Origin of the sequence: Mycolicibacterium diernhoferi (assembly GCF_019456655.1) — a bacterium.
Lineage (GTDB): Bacteria > Actinomycetota > Actinomycetes > Mycobacteriales > Mycobacteriaceae > Mycobacterium > Mycobacterium diernhoferi.
In genome coordinates, this window is the sequence record NZ_CP080332.1 from 1,842,461 (window position 1) to 1,861,292 (window position 18,832).

Genomic DNA, 18,832 nt, shown 5'->3' on the forward strand with positions numbered 1-18,832 from the left:
TCGCTCCGCTCACAGGGGACCCGCCAAACGTCTTCCGGCCGAGGCGATCACGATGCCCGCGGCCACCACGATCAGCAGCAGTGAGAGCGCGACCGCGGAGTCGGCATCGGTTTCGCGTTGCAGGTAGATCTCCAGCGGCAGCGTCCTGGTGACCCCCTGCAGGGACCCGGCGAAGGTCAGCGTCGCCCCGAACTCACCGAGGGAGCGGGCGAACGCCAGTACCGCCCCGGAGATCAGCCCGGGCAGCACCAGCGGCAGCGTCACGGTGCGCAGCACGGTGCTCGGCCGGGCGCCGAGGGTGGCCGCGATGCGGTCGTAGCCCGTGCCCGCCGTCCGCAGCGCGCCCTCCAGGCTGACCACCAGGAACGGCAGCGACACGAAGGACTGCGCGAGCACCACCGCGGTGGTGGAGAACGCGATCCGGATGCCCCACAACTCCAGGTGGTGGCCGAGCAGGCCCTGGCGGCCGAAGGTGTAGAGCAGCGCGATGCCGCCCACCACCGGCGGCAGGACCAGGGGCAGCAGGACCAGCGCCCGCAGCACGCGCAGTCCGGGGAACCGGGCGCGGGCCAGCACCAGCGCCATCGGCACCCCGAGTGCCACGCAGACCAGCGTGCTGGTCGCGGCGGTCTGCACACTCAATATCAGGGCCGCGCGCGAAGATTCGGAGCTGATGAGGGGGATGAAGTTGGGCCAGTCGACCCTGCCCAGCAGGGCGATCAGCGGCACCAGCACGAAGAGTGCGCCGACCGCCGCCGGAAGATAGATCCAGGCCGGCAACCCCGGCACGCTGTGTGGGGAGTTGCTCACGGCGCGGCAAAGCCCGCCGCGGAAAGGATCTCGCGACCGTCGGCACTCCTGACCAGGTCGACGAACTGCTGGGCCGCCGTCGGGTCGGCTGCGTCCTTCAGCACGGTGATCGGGTAGGTGTTCACGGCGTCGCCGGCCTCCGGGAATGCGATGGCCGCCACCTGGTCCCGGGCGGCCGCGGCGTCGGTGACGTACACCAGCCCCGCATCGGCTTGTCCGGTGATGATCTTGCCGAGCACATCGGTGACCGCGGATTCCTCACTCACCGGGGACAGTTCGACACCCGTGGCCTTCTCGATCTTCGCGGCGGCCGCCCCGCACGGGACCTGTGGGGCGCACACCACCAGCTGGGTGCCGGGTGCGGCCAGGTCGGCGAAAGAGGTGATGCCCTTGGGGTTTCCGGGCGTGGTGACGATGGTCAGCGTATTGGTGGCGAAATCGACGGGCGGGCCGGCGACGATGTCCGCGTCCACCGCCTTGGCCATGTTGCCGGTATCGGCGGCGGCGAACACGTCCGCGGGGGCGCCCTGGGTCAGTTGGGCGACCAGATCCGACGAGCCGGCGAAGTTGAACGTGACCTTCGTGCCGGGATGGTCCTTTTCGAAGCGGGCTCCGAGTTCGGTGAACGTCTTCTTCAGCGAGGCCGCCGCGAACACCGTGAGCCCGCTGCCCGGGGCGGCCGGCGGGGAGCAGCCGGCCACCAGCAGCGCGACACCCAGCAGCCCGAGGATCGCTTTCACGATGTCCCCGCCGGGGTCTCCACGATGACGTTGGTGGCCTTGACCACGGCGACGGCCAGCGAACCGGGCTCCAGGCCGAGCTGGCGTACCGAGGCCGTGCTCATCAGGGAGACCACCGTGAACGGACCGCACTGCATCTGGACCTCGCTCATCACCTGATCCGAGGTCACCTGGGTGACCAGCCCGACGAGGCGGTTGCGGGCCGAACTGCCGACACCCAGCGGGTCCGCCGGCGGGTTGGCCTGCTCGCGGGCGAACTCGGCGAGCACCTCACCGGCGATCACCTTGCGGCCGGCCTCGTCCTTGTGGGACGCCAGCGCGCCGCCGTCGATCCAGCGGCGCACGGTGTCATCACTGACGCCCAGCAGGGCGGCCGCATCCTTGATCCGTATCTCAGGCATCTGCGCCTCCCTAGCCGCCCTGGATCCGCAAATGCGGATGCAAGGGACTATAGCGCCGACGATGCGGACGCAGGGGAACCGTTACCCGGCGGCCCGGTCGCGCGCCATCTCGGCCGCCACGGCCATCGACGCGGTACGCAGCGCCGCCCAGTCACCCCGCCAACCCAGCAGATGTATCGCCAGGTCGGCGGTGCGCGCCGGTTGATCGGGTGCGCCCAGACCGTCCGCCCGCAGGTTGGGCAGCGACTCGACCAGTCGGAAGACGGCGTCCTCGTCGATCCCGACATCGAGCGTGTCCGGTCCCGTCGGGCTGAGCCCGGCGATCACCCGGTGGCTCAGATCTTGATAGGCCTTGCGCAGTTCGGTGCGCTGCCGGTGGAAGTCATCGAAGTGCGGATCGCGCACCTCGGGCAGCAGATACAGGATGCCCAGGTTCCACGGACTGTCCCAGAGCAGCCTGCAGTCCAGGTAGCTCAGCGCATGTAACAGCACCACCGGGGGTTCGGGCCGGCCGCCCAACTGCTGGGCGGCCTGCAGGGACGACTCCACCGTGCCACTGAGCAGCGTGGCCAGGATGTCGTTCTTGGTGCGGAAGTGGTGGTACAGCGAGGCCTGCCGGATGCCGACGGCCTCGGCGATCTGCCGCGTCGAGGTGGCCGCGACGCCCAGTGTGGTGAACAGTTCCGCGGCGGCGTCGAGTACCTCGTCGCGGGCAGTGGCACCCGGCCGTTTACGCCGCTGGAGGCGGGGCCGTCCGGACGAGGGGGTGCGCACGTGTCGATCCTCCCAGGCGGGCAGGGCCGACACGTGCGCGACCACGCTGCTGTCGGTGCGGCTCAGGGCTGCGCCGTCGTGAGTACGGCCGGGGCGGGCTGTGCGTCGGGTTCCACCTCGACGGGCGCGGCCCGCTTCTCGGTGAACGCGGCGACCACCAGGTAGGCGGCCAGGGACACGGCGCCGGCCAGCAGCGTGGTCCAGCCGTCGGCCCCCGGGCCGACCCACTCGTTGGGGATGTAGAACAGCGTGTTGTCCACCCCGTAGATGGTCGGGGTGAGCACGAAGAACGTCATCCGCACCCCGATGCCGATCAGGATCGCCGCCCAGGCCGCGGCGGCCCCACCGCGGGACCAGTACAGCCCGAGGACGAATGGGACCACCAGGCTGGCCAGCAGCAGGTCGAAGGCCAGGGTCAGCAGGATGCCGGTCTGCGGCACCCGCAGCGCGACCACCGCGGCCAGCACCGCCATCGGCACGGTCGCCCACCGGGTGGCGGTGAGCACCCGCGGGGTCATGATCACCGCGGCCGCGTCGATCTGCAGTACATTGCGGATCAGCACCGCCGCGGTCGACAGCAGGATGCCGCTGATGGTGGTCAGGGTCGCCGCCAGCAGACCGGAGATGACGATGATCGCCAGCCAGGCCGGCGCGTACTGGCCCAGCAGGGTGTAGAGGATCGGCCCGTCGGCCGCGGCGTCACCGACGATGCTGACCGCCGCCAGTGCCACGAACGACAGCGGGAGGCACAGCAGCAGGATGCCCGCCGCCGCGGAGAAGCACGCCTTCTGCGCGCCGCCGGGGGTACGCGCGGAGAACACCCGCTGCATCAGGTCGATGGCGACGAGGTTGCCCAGGCCGAGCGCGATGATGGTGGCCCAGTTGATGACCGCACCGGATTCGCTGGAGGTCAGCTGGCTCAGGTCGCCGGCGCCCATGCCCTCGGGGGCGCTGAAGCCGTGCGTGCCGGCCACCCAGATCACCAGCGACACAACCCCGATGATGTTGACGACCACACAGGTGACCCCGGTGTAGACGGAGGCGAACATGCCACCGGTAATGGTGTAGAGCAGCGCGAGTGGGACGGTGAGCAGGATGCCGAACCAGTAGGAGACGCCGAGGAAACGCTCCAGCAGGAAGCCGACGGCGACCAGGTTGCCGGCCAGCAGAATGATGAAGCTGGCGATGGTCAGCACCGAGGACGCGACCTCGGTGGACCGGCCGAACCGGTTGCGGAAGTACTCCGGCAGCGTCACCACATCGGCGGCGCGCATCCGCTTGGCGAAGAACAAGCCCATCAGCAGCAGGCACAGGGCCAATCCGATCGGCAGGGCGGCACCGGCCCAGAAGCCGAAAGCGGCTGACAGGTCGGCATTTCCGATGGTGGCGTTCGAGTCGACGGGCTGGGCGATCAGGACCGCGGTGACCAGGACGGCGGGCAGTGCGCGCCCGGCGACCAGGTAGTTCGAACAGTCTCCGCGCACCCGGCGCGCGGAGACCACACCGCTGATGGTGAGGATGAGCAGGAAGATGGCTACGCCGGTGATGATCATGGCGGGACTCCATAGGGGGAGTAGGGGCGTTCGGTTGCCCCGGCGCCGTTGCCGGAGGATTGCAGAGCGAAAGCAGAACTAGCGGTGCAGCAATGCGTCTCGCCCGAAGCTGTCCAAAGGCTGTGCGCCTTCGGGCATCGTCACCTCCCCCCGCGCGACCCGGTCCTGGAGATAGCGGAAACTCTGGGCGGTCTGGGCGAACAGGTGCTCACCGGCGACCACCGTCGGTTTCGTCGCGCCGCTGCCGCGGAACGCGTCCAGTGGCGCGACGACGGTGTCGGCATCGACGTTGACGAACAGCGGAAAGGAGTAGCGTTCCTGCGCGACCTTGCGGACCCGGTGGCTGGTCGCGACGAACTCACCGTTGGTCCAGATCTCCAGCAGATCACCGATATTGAGCACGAACGCCCCGTCGATCAGCGGGACGTCGACCCAGTCCCCGGCGGCGTTGAGCACCTCCAGTCCCGGCGCGGTGGGGCGCAGCAGGGTGAAGCATTCGTAATCGGTGTGCGCGCCGATGCCGGGGCGGTCGGCGGCGGCCGGGTCGAACGGGTAGTGGATCAGCCGCAGCTGCGACGGTGGCGCGCTGACGTGCCGGTCGAAACGGTCGGCGGGTTCCCCGAGCGCCACCGCGAAGGCCCGCAGCAGCACCCGCGACAGCGCGAATACCGCGTCGTACCAGGCGGTCACGGCCTCCCGGAACCCGTCCAGCTCCGGCCACTGATTGGGCCCCAGCAGCGGGTGCCCGGCCAGGTGGCGGGGATCGCCGGCGGGCAGTTCGAAGGACAGGTCGAAGGCCTCCTTGGTGTCCACGGTGCCCGCCGAGAACACCTCCTCACCCGGTGGTACGTAGCCGCGGTGGTTGGTGGAGTTACCGATGTACACCTTCTGCTTCTCCGCCTCGGGCAGCGCGAAGAAGGCCGTGGTGCGCTCCAGCAGACCGTCGAACAGCGCCGGGTCCACACCGTGTCCGACGATCTGGGCGAAGCCGATGTCGCGGGCGGCCGCGCCGAGCGCGGCCACCGCATCGCGGTAGCCGGGTCCGGATTCATCGCGCAGTGCGGAGATGTCCAGTACCGGGATGGAGGTGAAGTCGGTGGTCATGATCAGTCCTGTAGTGCCAGTTGGGTTTCGGAATGGTCGCGCGCGATGCTCCATCGGCGCCGAGGGGCACCGCCGTGGTCGGCGACGGTGATCTCGCCGTCACCGAACTCGGGTGCCAGATCGTCGCCGATCCGGAACGGCAGCGTGGACCGGGTGATCACCCATCGGCCGTCGGTCACGGTGCCCAGCGAGATCTCCAGATCGAGCAGGGCGCGCGCGGTGGCCAGATCGGCGACCGCGACCGCCTCGCGCAGTGACATGCCCGGCGCCGGTGTCACATCGGCGCTGCGTCCGCGCAGATAACCGAACTGGTCTCCGACGCGCAGCAGCATGCCCGGCCGTCCGTCGGCACCGGCCAGCGCCAGTTCCAGCCCGTCCGGTGCCGCGTCGGTGGCGATCCAGTCCTCGAAATAGTCACGGCCGATGCCGGTTTCGACCAGGATGCCGTCGGCGAAGTGCAGCAGTCCGCGGTCGGGCAGCGGATCGGCCGGATGCAGGTCCACCTCCCGCCACCAGGTCCATTCCCCGTCACGCTCCTCGAGTCGGCCGGCGAAGGCCTGTTGCCCGCACAGCGCGAGCAGATCCTCGCGGGTGAGTTCGTCGGGCCCGTCGGCACCGATCACCGGCATGTCGGCCGGTGTCCGCAGGTCGAGGTAGAGCTCACCTGCCTGCAACCAGTCGACCTCGGTACCGGTGTCCACGGTGGTGCCGGGTACGACCAGCGCGCGCCGGCTCCAACGCCGACCGCTGAGGTCGGCTCGGGTCGCGGCGGTCCCGGTACCGATACGGCGCAGGTAGCCGCGCCAGTCGCCGTGATGGGTGATGTCCTTACCGGACTCGAATGCCTCTGCGGTGCATCCGAACCCGACCACCTCGGTGCCGTCGGCCAGGGTGGCCCGGCCCAGCGACATCGGGGCGGGCAGCGCGGCCAGGAAGTCGCCGAGCATCGCGGTGCCGATCAGCCACACCTCGCCGTAGATCGCGGCGCCGCCACCACCGGGCGCGACCCTGACCAGGCCGGGTTTGGGCGGCTCGGTGTCCAGCCGCGCCAGCCGGTACTGCGGTGCTGTGTGCACCGGTCCGATCCAGCGTGCCCCGCGGTCATCGAGCTGCCAGGCCAACGGCTGACCGCGCAGGTGCGCACCCACGACCAGCAGCGTGGTGGTGTCCAGGCCGGCCCGCGCCGGCCAGGGTGCATCCGGCGCCGGGGTTGACACCGCGCCGGCCTGAGCGACGCCGTCGGTGGGCAGCGTGACGAGCCGGGCCAGATCCAGCGCCAGCGCATCCGCGCCGGCCCGGGCCACCACGGTGACCCCGAACTGGGTGCCCTGCGCATCGATTCCGGACGGTACCGCGACCGCGCAGAGGTCCATCAGATTGCAGAAGTTGGTGTAGACGCCCATCCGGGAGTTGGCGGCGACCGGGTCGGCGTTCACCTCGGCGATGGTGGGATGGCCGGTGGTGGTCGGGATCAGCAGCGCGTCGCGGTCACCGAGTTCGGCCATGGCGACGGCGGTCAGCTCGGCCAGCCGGACCCGGTCGGCCAGCAGCCGGGTGGCCGGCACCGAACCGGCCGCGGAGACGATGCCCGCCACGGTCGGATCGAGTTCCGGCTCGCCGAGATGCGCGTCGACGAATTCCCCGACCGCCTCATGGCGTTCGGCGACCAGCCCGCCGTCGTAGAGCAGCCGGGCCGCCTCCAGGAACGGGTTCAGGTCGATCTCGACGATCTCGGCACCGGTGTCCGCCAACCGATCCGCGGCGGCCCGGAACAACCGCTCCCACTCCGCGGACAACCCGGGCAGTGCGCGTGGCACCGCGACCCGGGGCCGGGGCGGTGCGGCCAGCGGTGCGTCCGGCGGGAACGGCCGTGCGCCCCCGGCCAGCACACCCATCGCGGTGTCGGCGGTGTCGAGGTCGCGGGCGAACACCGTCACGACGTCATAGGACCGGCAGGCCGGCACCACCCCGTCGGTGGGCACCACGCCGACGGTCGGTTTGATCCCGACGATGCCCTGCAGCGCGGCGGGCACCCGGCCCGACCCGGCGGTGTCGGTGCCCAACGCGATGTCCACCAGGCCCAGGGCGACCGCGACGGCCGAGCCCGAACTGGAACCGCCCGAGATCCGGTCCGGGCGCCGCGCGTCGCGCACCGCACCGTAGGGGCTGCGGGCGCCGACCAGACCGGTCGCGAACTGATCCAGGTTGGTCGCCCCGATGATCACCGCGCCGGCCGCCCGCAGCCGCGTGACCACGCCTGCGTCGGTGACCGCCGGACCGCCGGGGTAACTGGGGCAGGCGGCGGTGGTGGCGATACCGGCGATGTCGATGTTGTTCTTCACCGCCGCGACCAGCCCGGCCAGCGGCGGGGCCGGATCCAGCCGGTCGACCGCCTCGGCGTCGGTCAGAGCATCGGTCAAGGGCCGCAACGTGATCCAGATCTCCGGGCGATCCACCGCGTCGATGGCGGCGTAGGCGGCACGGACCCGCTCGACCGCGGTCATGGCGGGGCTCATGCGGATGCCCCGGTGCCGACGACGACCAGCGGGGTACCCGGATCGACCAGATGCCCGGCCGAGACCAGGACCTGGGTGACCACACCGTCGGACGGTGCGCGCAAAACGGTCTCCATCTTCATCGCCTCCAGCGCCAGCAGCGGCTGGCCGGACACCACCGGATCACCGACGGCCACGTCGACCTTCCACACACTCGAGGAGAACGGTGCGTCGACGCGGTGATCGCCGTCGCCGAGCACGATCTCGGAGCTGGTGACGGTGGCATTGCTCGCGGCCCGTTCGGCGCGGTCGAATTCCCCGGCCCGCTCCCAGGCGTCGCGTTCGGCGGAGAAGGCCGCGGCCTGCTGGGCGCGGAAGGCGGCGATGTCCTCGGCGTTCTCGGCCAGGAACCGGTCATGCTCGGCCAGGGAGAAGGTGCCCTCGCTGATGTCCACCGAACCCCGCCCGGCGGCCATGTCCGCGCGCAGGTCCAGCAGTTCCTCCGCCGACACCGGATACCAGGAGATCCGGTCGAAGAACCGCAGCAGCCAGGGGCTGCCGGACTCGAACGGCGCGGTGTGCCGGTAGCGGCTCCACACCTGGGTGGTGCGGCCGACGAACTGGTAGCCGCCGGGGCCCTCCATGCCGTAGATGCACAGATAGGCGCCGCCGATGCCCACCGAGTTCTCCGCGGTCCAGGTACGCGCCGGGTTGTACTTGGTGGTGACCAGCCGGTGGCGGGGGTCCAGCGGGGTCGCGACCGGGGCGCCCAGATACACGTCGCCGAGCCCCAGGGTCAGGTACTCCGCGGCGAACACCGTGTCATAGACGTCGGCCTGGCCGCCCAAACCGTTGATGCGCCGGATGAATTCGATGTTCGACGGGCACCACGGCGCGTCATCGCGTACCCCGGAGGTGTAGCGGGCGATGGCCTCCCGGGTGGCCGGGTCATCCCAGCTCAGCGGGAGCCGGACCCGGCGGCTCGGGACCACCAGCTCCGAGGAGGCCGGCAGGTCGTCCTCGATCTCGGACAGCAGTTCCAGCAGCCGGGGGACCGGCAGCACATCCGGGTCGACGTGCACCTGCAGCGACCGGATACCGGGGGTCAGATCCAGGATTCCCCTGATCCCGGTGTCGAGCCGGGTGTGCAGCGCGTGGACCCGGGCGCGCAGCGCGAGATCCAGGACGATATCCCCGTATTCGATGAGCACGTTGTCATCGCCGCTGCGCCGGTAGGTGACCGCCGGTGCTCCGTCGGTCCCGGCGCGGCGGCGCAGCACGCCGTCGTCCCCGTCCCCGCCGGCGCGGACGAGACCGGGCGCCGCGGCGGCCCGGCCGGGGCCCAGGTCGGTGCGGGACCCGGCCTCGGCGGCGCGGACCGGGACGAACCGCACGGTGTCACCCGGGCGCAGCTGACCCAACTTCCAGCGCTGCGCCGACACCACGGTGACCGGGCAGACGAACCCGCCGAGGCTCGGTCCGTCGGGTCCCAGCAGGATCGGGGTGTCCCCGGTGAAGTCCAGTGCGCCGACCGAGTACGCGTTGTCGTGGATGTTGGAGGGGTGCAGTCCGGCCTCGCCGCCGTCGGGCCGGGCCCACTGCGGTTTCGGGCCCTCCAGGCGGACCCCGGTGCGGGCGGAGTTGAAGTGCACCCGGTAGGCGGAGCTGTACAGGGTGTCGATGTCCTCGCGGGTGAAGAACTCCGGGGCGCCGTGCGGCCCCTCGGTGACACCGAGTTCCCATTCGGTGCGCAACGCCGGACGCAGTTCCGGTGCGATCGCGCCCGACTCCGCCGTCTCATCGACGGGCTTGGTGCGCAACACATCTCCGATCTGCAGCGCACGGCCGCCGTGTCCGCCGAACCGGCCCAGGGTGAAGGTGGACGCACTGCCCAGGTAGTCGGGCACGTCCAGGCCGCCGGCCAGCAGCACATAGGTGCGCAGGCCCATCGTCTCGGCGGTGCCGACGTCGAGCACCCCGCCGGCGGGGATCCGCACCGGCTCCCACATCGGGGCGGGTAGACCGTCGACGGTCACCAGACATTCGGCGCCGGTGACGCACACCGTGGCGGGATGGCTGAACCGCAGCACGGGACCCGATGCGGTGCATTCCAGTCCGGCCGCGTGCTCGGGGTTGCCCAGGGCCTGATTGCCGAGCCGGAAGGACAGGTCGTCCATCGGCCCGCTCGGCGGCACGCCGACCTGCCAGAGCCCCACCCGGCCGGGCACATCCTGGACGGTGGTCAGCAGGCCCGGCCGGTCGACGGTGATGCGCGGCCGCGGGTCGGTGACCTCGGTCAGCGTTGCGGTGCTGTGCTGCGCCGCCCGGACGGCATCGTGTTCGAGTGCGGCACGCAGCATTCCGACGTTGACCTCGATGCCGTGCAGCTCGGTGCCGGCCAGCGCCGCGCCGAGGCGGTCCAGGGCGGTGTCCCGGTCGTCGGCGTGCGTGATGACCTTGGCCAACAGCGGGTCATACGAGGCGGTGACCTCGGTGCCGTCCTGCACCCAGCCGTCCACCCGGACGTGCTCCGGGAAGCTGACCGCGGTGATGGTGCCGATGCTGGGCCGGTAGTCCCGCATCGGGTCCTCGGCGTAGATGCGGGCCTCGACCGCGTGCCCGGTCAACGGGACGGTGGCGCAAGGGTATTCGTCGAACATGGCGGTGTCGCCGATGGCCAGCCGCATCATCCAGGCGGCCAGGTCGACGCCGGTGACGGCCTCGGTGACCGGGTGTTCGACCTGCAGGCGGGCGTTGACCTCCAGGAACGAGGCCTCCCGGCGGGCGGCGTCGTAGACGAATTCGACGGTGCCCGCCGAGCGGTAGCCCACCGAGGCGGCCAGCGCGCGCGAGGTGGCGTGCAGCTGCTCGCGGACCGCGTCGGGCAGGGCGGGGGCGGGCGCCTCCTCGATGACCTTCTGGTGGCGCCGTTGCAGCGAGCAGTCCCGATCACCCAGGGACAGCACGCGTCCGGCGCCGTCGCCGAAGATCTGCACCTCGACGTGGCGGGCGTTCTCGACGTAGCGCTCGACGAACACGCCCGTGGAGCCGAAGCTGCGTTCGGCCTGGGACACCACCCGCTGATAGGCCGAGCGAAGCTCGTCGGCGTCGCGGCACACCTGCATGCCGATGCCACCGCCGCCACCGGTCGCCTTGAGCATGACCGGGTAACCGATGGCGTCGGCGGCGGCCACCGCGGCGTCCGGGTCCTCGAGCAGATCGGAGCCGGGGAAGATCGGGACACCGGCCGCGCGGGCCGCGGCGCGCGCGGTGTGCTTGGTGCCGAACTCGCGCAGCTGTGCCGGGGTCGGGCCGGCGAAGGCGATCCCGGCGGCCTGCACCGCGTCGGCGAAATCGGCGTCCTCGGAGAGGAATCCGTACCCGGGGTGCAGGATGGTCGCTCCGGTCGAGGCGGCCGCGGCCAGGATGGCGTCCACGCGCAGGTAGCTTTCCCGGGGTGCGGCGGGCCCGACGCGCACGGCCTCGTCGGCCAGTGTGACGTGCGGGGCGCCGCGGTCGGCGTCGGAGAACACCGCGACGGTGCGCATGCCGAGTCCTTGGGCGGCGCGGACCAGGCGCACCGCGATCTCCCCGCGGTTGGCGATCAGGACGGTGTTCACGCCACCACCTCGGGCCGGGTCACGATCATCTGCACCGGCGTCGGGTCGAATGCGTTGCAGGGGTTGTTGATCTGCGGGCAGTTCGAGACCAGCACCAGGGTGTCGATCTCGGCGCGCAGCGCGACCCGCTTGCCGGGAGCCGACAATCCGTCCACGATGCCCAGCGCCCCGTCGGGATCGACGGGCACATTCATGAACCAGTTGATGTTGCTGGCCATGTCGCGGGCGCCCAGGCCGTGCCGGGACCCTTCGAGCAGGAAGTTCTCCAGGCAGCCGTGCTGGGCGCGGGTGTGCTGCCCGTAGCGCAGGGTGTTGGATTCCTTCGAGCAGGCCCCGCCTAGGGTGTCGTGCACACCCACCTCGTCGGCGACCACGGTCATCAGCGCGTCGCCGGTGTCCGCGCGCAGCACCGATCCGGTGGTCAGCGTGATGCGGCCCTGGCAGCGGATCGTCTCGGATGCCGAGTAGCGCACCCCGGTGTCGGCGGCCGAGTACAACAGGCAGTCGACGGCCTGGTTGCCGGCCAGGTCGACGATGGTCAGCACGTCACCGGCGGTCACGACGGCCGACCAGGCGGCCCGCGCCGCGACGTGCTCGTCGAGGACGACGGTCCCCGGGATCAGCGGTGCGATGGTGGTGGTCACAGGGTCCCCCTGGCGGTGAGGTCGGCGTCGGTGTTGGCGATGGCCTGCAGATGCTCAGGGCCCAACGGCCCCAACAGCTCTCCGGAGGTGAGCCGGTCCAGCTCGGCGCGGGCCGGCCAGGCGTGGATCAGCAGCGGGGCGCTGGTGTACTCCGGCCGCGGATCCAGCGGGTGGGCGGTGTTGGCCACCAGCACGATGGCGTCGACGTGCAGCAGCAGGTCCACCGTGGTGTCCGGTCCGGCCGAGCCGAGCCAGCGGAACGTGCCGTCGGGCTGTACCCGCACACCCTGGAAGAACGACACCGACGGCGGCAGATCGCGGCGGTCCAGGCCGTGCTTGAGGCCGGCCAGGGTGAACAGTTCACGTCCGGCGGGTGCCGTCGACTCCGGGCCGGCGGCGCCGTAGCGCTCCAGATTGCCTGCGCGGGTGGAGGTTCCGGTCAGCGCGTCGTGGTGTGCCGAGGTGTCCGCCACGATGGTGGCCAGCGCCCGGCCGAATCCGCTGAGCAGTGGGTGCCCGCTGCCCAGGTAGGCCTGCCAGGGCACCTTCACGGTGTCGGCGACGTTGAGCCGCTCATGCGGCGCGTCGGCGCGGTGCAACAGCAGGTGCGCACATGCGTCACCGGTGGTGTCGGTGAACCGCAGCCGGGTGCCACGGGCCAGCACTGCACTCGAATATCCGCCCGGGGCAACGGTTTCGGACCACACCAGCCGCTCGGCGGGGATTCCCGCCGGGGCGGTGGGCGAGGATGACGGCGGGATGTGGCGCATGAACTCGGCGCTGCGCCCGTGCTGGGCGCGGGCGTGGGCTCGGGCGCCCGCCGTGGTGGCGGTTTCTGAGGCTGTGTCGGTGCTGCTCACTGATCACTCTCGCGTCGCGCGGAGCCCGCCGGATCGGCGGGCTTTCTGTCGAGTGATAGTTTTCGCGGCGAGTGGGCGCCGGTGGTTGCCGTCAGGTAACCGATGATTCGGATGCTGTTAACAACGTGCGGCGAATGTTTCTGTCGAGTGACAGGTATGGGCTGGGGCCTCGCGAACGCGGCTGGCGCCCCGCCGGCCCCGGGGCCGGCGAGGTGGCGCAGAGCTGGGCAAACAGCGCACGGTCGGCGCCGCGGAACGGCCGCCCGCAGGCATGTCGTTGCTAGGATTGCCGGCGTGCCCGACGAAACGAAGCCCGAGGACTCCGCTCGGGAGGACGAGGCCCGCCAGGACGATGCCGTAGAACTGAACGGCAGGCCCGCAGCGCGTGCCGATGAGGTCGAGGACGAGACCGGCGCCGATGCCCAGCCGCGGGAGGGCTCGGGACGCAGCCCGGTGGTGATCGCCGTCAGCGCCATGCTGCTGGCGATCGCCACACTCGGCGCGTCCGCCTATATGTGGCGTAACCCGATGACCCCCTTCGACGCCCCGACCGCGCCGACGGCAGCGGCCGCCGAGCCGACCTTCACCGACGCCCAGCGCGAGGAGGCGAAGGCCAAGGTGTGCGACGCGTTCCTGGTCGTCAGCTCCGGGGTCGCCAACAGCAGCGGGCTGCAGGCCGAGGACGGTGACGCCGTCGGCGCGGTGGCGATCGCGACCAACGCGCGGCTGGCGCTGCTGGGCGGCGGGCAGTACATGCTCGACCGGGTGGACCCGGCCACCGAACCCGCGCTCGCGGAGGCCGCGCGGGCCTTCGGCAACGCGCTGATGGATGTCGGGGCCGCCGCCATCGCGCAGATCCCGAACGACGACCCCGCCCACCAGGAACGTCTCAAGGACGCCGACGAGCAGAACGGCAAACTACAAGGAATGTGTGTTCCGGAGTAGCGCTCAGCCGGCCGCGGGATCGACCTCGCGGACTCCGTAGGGGGCCGCGTCCAGCAGCGTCACCGTCACCTCTGCACCGCTGGGTACCTGGTAGCTGCGCTGTTCGCCGGGACGTGCGCCCGAGATCGCACTGCCCAGCGGCGATTGCGCCGAGCACACCTCGAGGTCACCGAGTTCGGCGATCGGCGTCCCCAGCAGGAAGGTCTCGGTTTCGCCGCTGCCCTCGAAACGCACCGTGAGGATCATGCCGGGCTCGGCGACCCCGTCGTCCGGCGGCGCCTCGCCGACCGAGGCGTTCATCAACAGGTCTTGGATCTGCCAGATCCGTGCCTTGCGGGCCTGATGCTGATCCCAGTCGGTGTTGTCGTCCTCAGCGCTCACCGCCAGCAGCTCGTGCAGTTCGGCTTCCATCCGGTCCCGGGCCTGCCGGCTGATCCACACCTGATGATTCGGGCGCATGAGAACTCCTTAGGGTCGCAAAAATCGATCGACCCGAACGCGGTGGCGGGGGTCGATCGATCCGTCTCCACGATGGTGGCCCGGATCGCGCACCAGCGGTTGGTACCGATGGGACAACCAGCAGCCCGGTTTTTGTCGGAATCCGACACTTTGGTTACGGCGACTCGTCCGGGATCGCGGCGAGTTCGATGGTCATCGCCAGTCGCTTGTACGGATCGTCGAGGTCGAGCACGGTGACCTCGGCCATCTTGCGCAGCCGGTAGCGCACCGTGTTCTCATGCACCCCCAGCAGCTCCCCGGCCCGGGTCAGATCGCCCTGGGCGGTCAGCCAGGCCCGCAGCGTCGCGACGTACTGGGTGGAATGCGATGCGTCGTGGCGGCGCAGTTCGGTCACCGGCCCGCGGGCCGGAACCCGGGTGGACCGGGCCGCGGTGCGCAGCCGATGCAACAGGATGTCGTGCCAGGACTCGTCGTACGCCGGGACGCTGTCCGGGGTCAGCGGGCTCTCGTGCAGGGCCAGGCACTCGTCGGCCTCCTGCCGGGCCGAGGCCAGTTCGGCGATCTCGGCGGGCGCGCTGATCCCGGCGTGGATCGTGGTCTCGGCGGGCAGCGCCACCCGCATCCACTCGATCCACTGCCGGGCCGCGTCGGCTTCCTCGCCGGGCAACACCGTGTAGAGGGTGTTGCCTGCCAGGCTGCTGCGCCCGGGCCGGGACCAGCCGAACCCGGAGGTGGCGTATTCGAAGGCCAGCAGCAGCGCGGCATGCGGCTGGTCGGCGATGCTGGCGTGCACGGCGATCACCCGCAGCCCGGTCTGGCGCAGGCCGAGCCTGCTGGCGGTGGTCGCCGCATCGGCCGATCCGTCCAGCAGCCGGGTCACCAGGTCGGATTCCACATGCCGTTCCAGATCGGCGCTCGCCCGCGACCGCAGCACGTGCATGGCCACCGTGCGCGCGCCGTCGCTCAGCACCCGGCGCCGGGTGTCGTCCAGCGGCTCGGGGCTGGTCACCCACACCGAGCCCAACAGTTCGCGGCCGGCCCGCACCGCCATCACGGTGCGCCCGGTCAGCCCGTGATCGGGATCGGCCTCGATGAACAGTGGCTCGTCGGAATGTGCGAGATGGGTGAAAACCCCACGGGCGCGCAGGGACTCGCGGATGTCCTCGGGGACCTGGCGGTGCAGGATGGTCGCGGCCCGGGCCGGATCGGCGTGTGCCTGCAGCCGCGAGTACCCGAGCAGCCGGGACTGGCCGTCCTCGATGATGACCGCGGCGCCGATCGAGTCGGCGATGCTGTCGGCCAGGGCGAACAGATCGGTGGGACCCCGGCCGGCGGCGGTCTCGCGCCCCTCCAGCACCAGGCCGTAGACCACCCCGGCCAGCTCGCTCCAGGACACCGCCGGGTCGACCGCCAGCACCGCGATGTCGTCGGCGGTTTCCGGGCCGACGGTCGCGTCCTCGTCGCGCACCAGCACCGCGATCGACTGACTGGACCGCGCCCATTGCAGGGCCTCGGGCACCGTGCCCGCGCCCATGGCCAACAGCACATCACCGATGACGGGACGACCGTCGGGTAGCTGGGCGGCCGGTTCGTGCAGCACCACGCTGCGCAGTACCGCGGCGCGGGAAACCTCCGCCGTGCACAGTCGTACGCCATAGCTGCCCAGCACATTCACCAGGCGGTCCAGGGTGACCATGAGCCGCTCCTATTCGTGCCGAATGCTCAGATTAACCAGTACCGGTCAGTGATATCCGGAGCCGGTCCGGGCTGGGCTCGCGTCCCGCTTCCAGGTCGTCGGCAAGCGCATCGGCCTGTGCGATCAGCCCGGCCGTGTCGATGCCGTACGGGGCCGGGACCACCGAGGCGAGTCGCGACGACGCCCGCCGCAGCAGCGCTGCCGCACCGGCGAGATTCCCGCGCCGCACATGGGTTATACCGACGGCCAGCTGGGCCAGGCCCTGCCACAGTAGGCGCTCGGAATCAGGCCCGTTCTTCCAGGCCGACTCCAGGACTTCGTGCGCGTTGAACGATTGGCCACGGTCGAGCAGATCCTGGGCGTAGGCGAGGCTGTCCGCCGGTGCCAAATGCAGGTCGTCGGGTATGCGCGGCACGCCGGGGGCGCCGTAGGGCAGCGGCCTGCCCAGAGCATCACGAGGCCGGGTATTGCGGGGCCGTCCCGATTCGTCGCGGTCGCGTCCGGATTCGGTGCCCATCCGTACAGCCTCGCAGAGCCGCCGCGACCGGGGGCGGCAACCACGGACCGGGCATCCGCCACCGTTGCTGAGGCGTTCCTCAGCGACCGGTGCCGGGCGCGACACACTTCGCAACAGGTCGCGGAATTGCGCACAACCACCGTCCAAAAGTCAAATTGTCACCGACGTTAACCTGCGGAACCACGACGAGCAAAGGTCATATAGTTTCCATTCATGGTGAATCCTCTGGCGTCCGCGCTGGCCGAGTCATTGACCGCCAGTGGCAACGATCTGGTGTTGCTGGCCGACGGTCAGTGGACCCGCCATCCGTGGCCGGAGATCTACACCCGCGCCGAGAACGTCGCCGACCATCTGCTCAACGAGAACGTCCGCTGCCTGGGCTTGGTGGGGGAGCCCACCGCCGAACTCATCGCCGCGGTCATCGGCGCGTTCCTGGCCGGGGCGGCGGTGTCCATCCTGCCCGGGCCGATCCGCGGCGCGGACACCGCGCAGTGGGCGCAGGCCACCGTCACCCGATTCCGTGGGATCGCGGCCGGCCGGATCGGTAGCCAAGGCGCCTACCTGGAGAAACTGTCCCTGGCAGAACAGAGCCCGGCGATCGTCGACCTCGACGCGGTCGCCCACCCGCGCCGCTCCAGCAGCCTGCGGCTGCCCTGTCTGCCGGCGCCGGTCGCCATCCTGCAGGGCACCGCCGGGTCGACCGGGTCGCCGAAGACCGTGCAGCTTCCACCGGCCTCGGTGCTGGCCAACATCAGCGGCCTCAACGAGCGGATCGGGATCCGGCCCGGGGACATCGGGTGCTCCTGGCTGCCGCTGTACCACGACATGGGGTTGAGCTTCCTGCTCGCCGGGGCGCTGGCCGGCAACGACGTCTGGCAGGCGCCCACCTCGGCGTTCCAGGCCTCGCCGTTCCGCTGGCTGAACTGGCTGAGCGAGAGCCGGACGTCGGTCACCGCCGCACCCAATATGGCCTACGGCATGATCGGCAAGTACTCCCGCCGGGTCACCGATGTCGACCTGTCCGCGCTGCGGTTCGCCCTCAACGGCGGTGAGCCCGTCGACTGCGAACTGACCGAACGGTTCGCCATCGAGATGGCCCGCTTCGGCTTCGACGCCGCAGCGCTGTCCCCGTCCTATGGGATGGCCGAATCCACCTGTGCGGTAACGGTTCCGGTTCCCGGTGCCGGCATGCGGGTGGACGAGACGGTGTTCACCACCGCGGACGGCAGCGCGCCGCGCCGGCATGCCGTCCTGGGCGAGGCGATCCCCGGCATGGAGGTCCGCATCGAACCCGTGGACCTGGCCGAGGGAGCCACCGAGGTCGCCGGACGTGAACTCGGGGAGATCGCCATCCGGGGAACCTCCATGATGTCGGGGTATCTCGGTGACGCCCTGCTGGGCGCCGACGAGTGGTTCCGCACAGGGGATCTCGGCTACTTCGTCGACGGCGGCCTGGTGGTCTGCGGGCGGGCCAAGGAGATCATCACCGTGGCCGGGCGCAACATCTTCCCGGCCGAGGTCGAGCGGATCGCCGCGCAGGTGCCCGGGGTGCGGGAGGGCGCGGTCGTCGCCGTCGGCGTCGGGGAGGGCTCCATCCGCCCCGGCCTGGTCGTCACCGCCGAGTTCCGCGGCCCCGACGAACCCGGCGCCCGCGCCGCGCTGATGCAGCAGGTGGCCTCGGGTTGCGGTGTCGTCCCCGCCGACGTGGTGTTCGTCAAACCCGGTTCACTGCCCCGGACCTCGTCGGGCAAACTGCGCCGGCTCGAGGTCAAGCGCGGCCTGGAAGTCGGTACGGGCTAACTGCTCATCGAGTGTTCGGGGCAGAACGCGACCGTCGCGGTACCCACCACGAACGACGCGACGTCCTCGGGCACCGAATCGGTGGCCATCACGTCGTCGACCACGGACAACTGGTCCACTCCGGTGTCCATGGTGCGGCACAGGTTGGTGGCGCTCTCCAACGCGGTGGCCTCGGTATAGAACTTCGGGATCAGTCCGGCGACGGTCAGCGCATTCAGGTAGGCCCGCTCGTTGTTCGGATCGGCTCCCGCCGGTGCGGCCCCCAACAGAGCGGCTGAGGTCACGGCGAGGGCGGTCAGGCCGCCGAACAGAGAACTGCGCATGACACGAAGGTATGCCACCGGCCCCGGGGTGCGCCGCCCATCCCGGCTTTCGTGCTCCTTCCGCAACAATGCTCGGGTCACAATGGACGGC

Annotated in this window: 16 protein-coding genes; 2 read left to right on the forward strand and 14 right to left on the reverse strand. The window is 70.8% G+C overall.

Translation table 11 applies throughout. The features are described 5' to 3' along the window. Positions 1 to 9 precede the first annotated feature (9 nt). The 10 genes from K0O62_RS08765 to K0O62_RS08810 all read right to left on the reverse strand — a co-directional run bounded on the left by K0O62_RS08765 (position 10) and on the right by K0O62_RS08810 (position 13,001). A complete protein-coding gene (locus K0O62_RS08765) occupies positions 10 to 810 on the reverse strand; it encodes an ABC transporter permease (protein ID WP_073859164.1) in 801 nt (266 codons plus the stop codon). Further along, positions 807 to 1,550: a molybdate ABC transporter substrate-binding protein gene (modA, locus tag K0O62_RS08770; protein WP_372512866.1), complete on the reverse strand. Its 744-nt coding sequence runs from the start codon at positions 1,548 to 1,550 to the stop codon at positions 807 to 809. The genes K0O62_RS08765 and modA overlap by 4 nt, the downstream gene beginning before the upstream one ends. Then, on the reverse strand, positions 1,547 to 1,951 hold the full coding sequence (locus K0O62_RS08775; protein ID WP_073859165.1) for a TOBE domain-containing protein: 405 nt from the start codon (positions 1,949 to 1,951) through the stop codon (positions 1,547 to 1,549). Before K0O62_RS08775 ends, modA begins: the two co-directional genes overlap by 4 nt. A gap of 81 nt (positions 1,952 to 2,032) precedes the next feature. Beyond that, a complete protein-coding gene (locus tag K0O62_RS08780; protein ID WP_073859232.1) occupies positions 2,033 to 2,725 on the reverse strand; it encodes a TetR/AcrR family transcriptional regulator in 693 nt (230 codons plus the stop codon). Between the two features lie 62 nt (positions 2,726 to 2,787). Further along, positions 2,788 to 4,278 carry a sodium:solute symporter family transporter gene (locus tag K0O62_RS08785; protein WP_073859166.1) on the reverse strand — a complete coding sequence of 497 codons (1,491 nt, stop codon included), beginning with the start codon at positions 4,276 to 4,278 and terminating at the stop codon, positions 2,788 to 2,790. Positions 4,279 to 4,356: 78 nt separating this feature from the next. Further along, complete coding sequence (locus K0O62_RS08790; protein WP_073859167.1) at positions 4,357 to 5,382, reverse strand: isopenicillin N synthase family dioxygenase; 1,026 nt, start codon at positions 5,380 to 5,382, stop codon at positions 4,357 to 4,359. Positions 5,383 to 5,384: 2 nt separating this feature from the next. Then, a complete protein-coding gene (gene atzF, locus K0O62_RS08795; protein WP_073859168.1) occupies positions 5,385 to 7,886 on the reverse strand; it encodes an allophanate hydrolase in 2,502 nt (833 codons plus the stop codon). A gap of 8 nt (positions 7,887 to 7,894) precedes the next feature. After that, the gene (gene uca / locus K0O62_RS08800; protein WP_073859169.1) at positions 7,895 to 11,497 is read right to left on the reverse strand and encodes an urea carboxylase; all 3,603 of its coding nucleotides are present in this window, start codon (positions 11,495 to 11,497) and stop codon (positions 7,895 to 7,897) included. Beyond that, positions 11,494 to 12,141 (reverse strand): urea amidolyase associated protein UAAP2, encoded by a 648-nt coding sequence (locus K0O62_RS08805; protein ID WP_073859170.1) that lies wholly within the window; start codon positions 12,139 to 12,141, stop codon positions 11,494 to 11,496. The genes uca and K0O62_RS08805 overlap by 4 nt, the downstream gene beginning before the upstream one ends. Then, on the reverse strand, positions 12,138 to 13,001 hold the full coding sequence (locus K0O62_RS08810) for an urea amidolyase associated protein UAAP1 (protein WP_073859171.1): 864 nt from the start codon (positions 12,999 to 13,001) through the stop codon (positions 12,138 to 12,140). Before K0O62_RS08810 ends, K0O62_RS08805 begins: the two co-directional genes overlap by 4 nt. 294 nt (positions 13,002 to 13,295) lie before the next feature. Here K0O62_RS08810 and K0O62_RS08815 point away from each other — a divergent pair, with 294 nt between their 5' ends. Beyond that, entirely contained in the window at positions 13,296 to 13,946 is a 651-nt protein-coding gene (locus K0O62_RS08815; protein WP_079244694.1) for a hypothetical protein, read from the forward strand. A gap of 3 nt (positions 13,947 to 13,949) precedes the next feature. On the opposite strand, the gene K0O62_RS08820 is transcribed toward K0O62_RS08815, so the two are convergent. The 3 genes from K0O62_RS08820 to K0O62_RS08830 form a co-directional block, all read right to left on the reverse strand. Continuing rightward, positions 13,950 to 14,405 (reverse strand): GreA/GreB family elongation factor, encoded by a 456-nt coding sequence (locus K0O62_RS08820; RefSeq protein WP_073859172.1) that lies wholly within the window; start codon positions 14,403 to 14,405, stop codon positions 13,950 to 13,952. 154 nt (positions 14,406 to 14,559) lie between these two features. After that, positions 14,560 to 16,101 (reverse strand): PucR family transcriptional regulator, encoded by a 1,542-nt coding sequence (locus tag K0O62_RS08825; protein ID WP_073859173.1) that lies wholly within the window; start codon positions 16,099 to 16,101, stop codon positions 14,560 to 14,562. 31 nt (positions 16,102 to 16,132) lie between these two features. After that, complete coding sequence (locus K0O62_RS08830) at positions 16,133 to 16,618, reverse strand: DUF309 domain-containing protein (protein ID WP_073859174.1); 486 nt, start codon at positions 16,616 to 16,618, stop codon at positions 16,133 to 16,135. A gap of 213 nt (positions 16,619 to 16,831) precedes the next feature. On the opposite strand from K0O62_RS08830, the gene mbtM reads away from it, so the two are divergent. Further along, positions 16,832 to 18,418, forward strand: a complete 1,587-nt coding sequence (gene mbtM, locus K0O62_RS08835; protein WP_234800283.1) for a long-chain-fatty acid--ACP ligase MbtM — start codon at positions 16,832 to 16,834, stop codon at positions 18,416 to 18,418. Here mbtM and K0O62_RS08840 read toward each other — a convergent pair. Beyond that, positions 18,415 to 18,741, reverse strand: a complete 327-nt coding sequence (locus K0O62_RS08840) for a DUF732 domain-containing protein (RefSeq protein ID WP_073859175.1) — start codon at positions 18,739 to 18,741, stop codon at positions 18,415 to 18,417. The genes mbtM and K0O62_RS08840 overlap by 4 nt on opposite strands. Positions 18,742 to 18,832 lie beyond the last annotated feature (91 nt).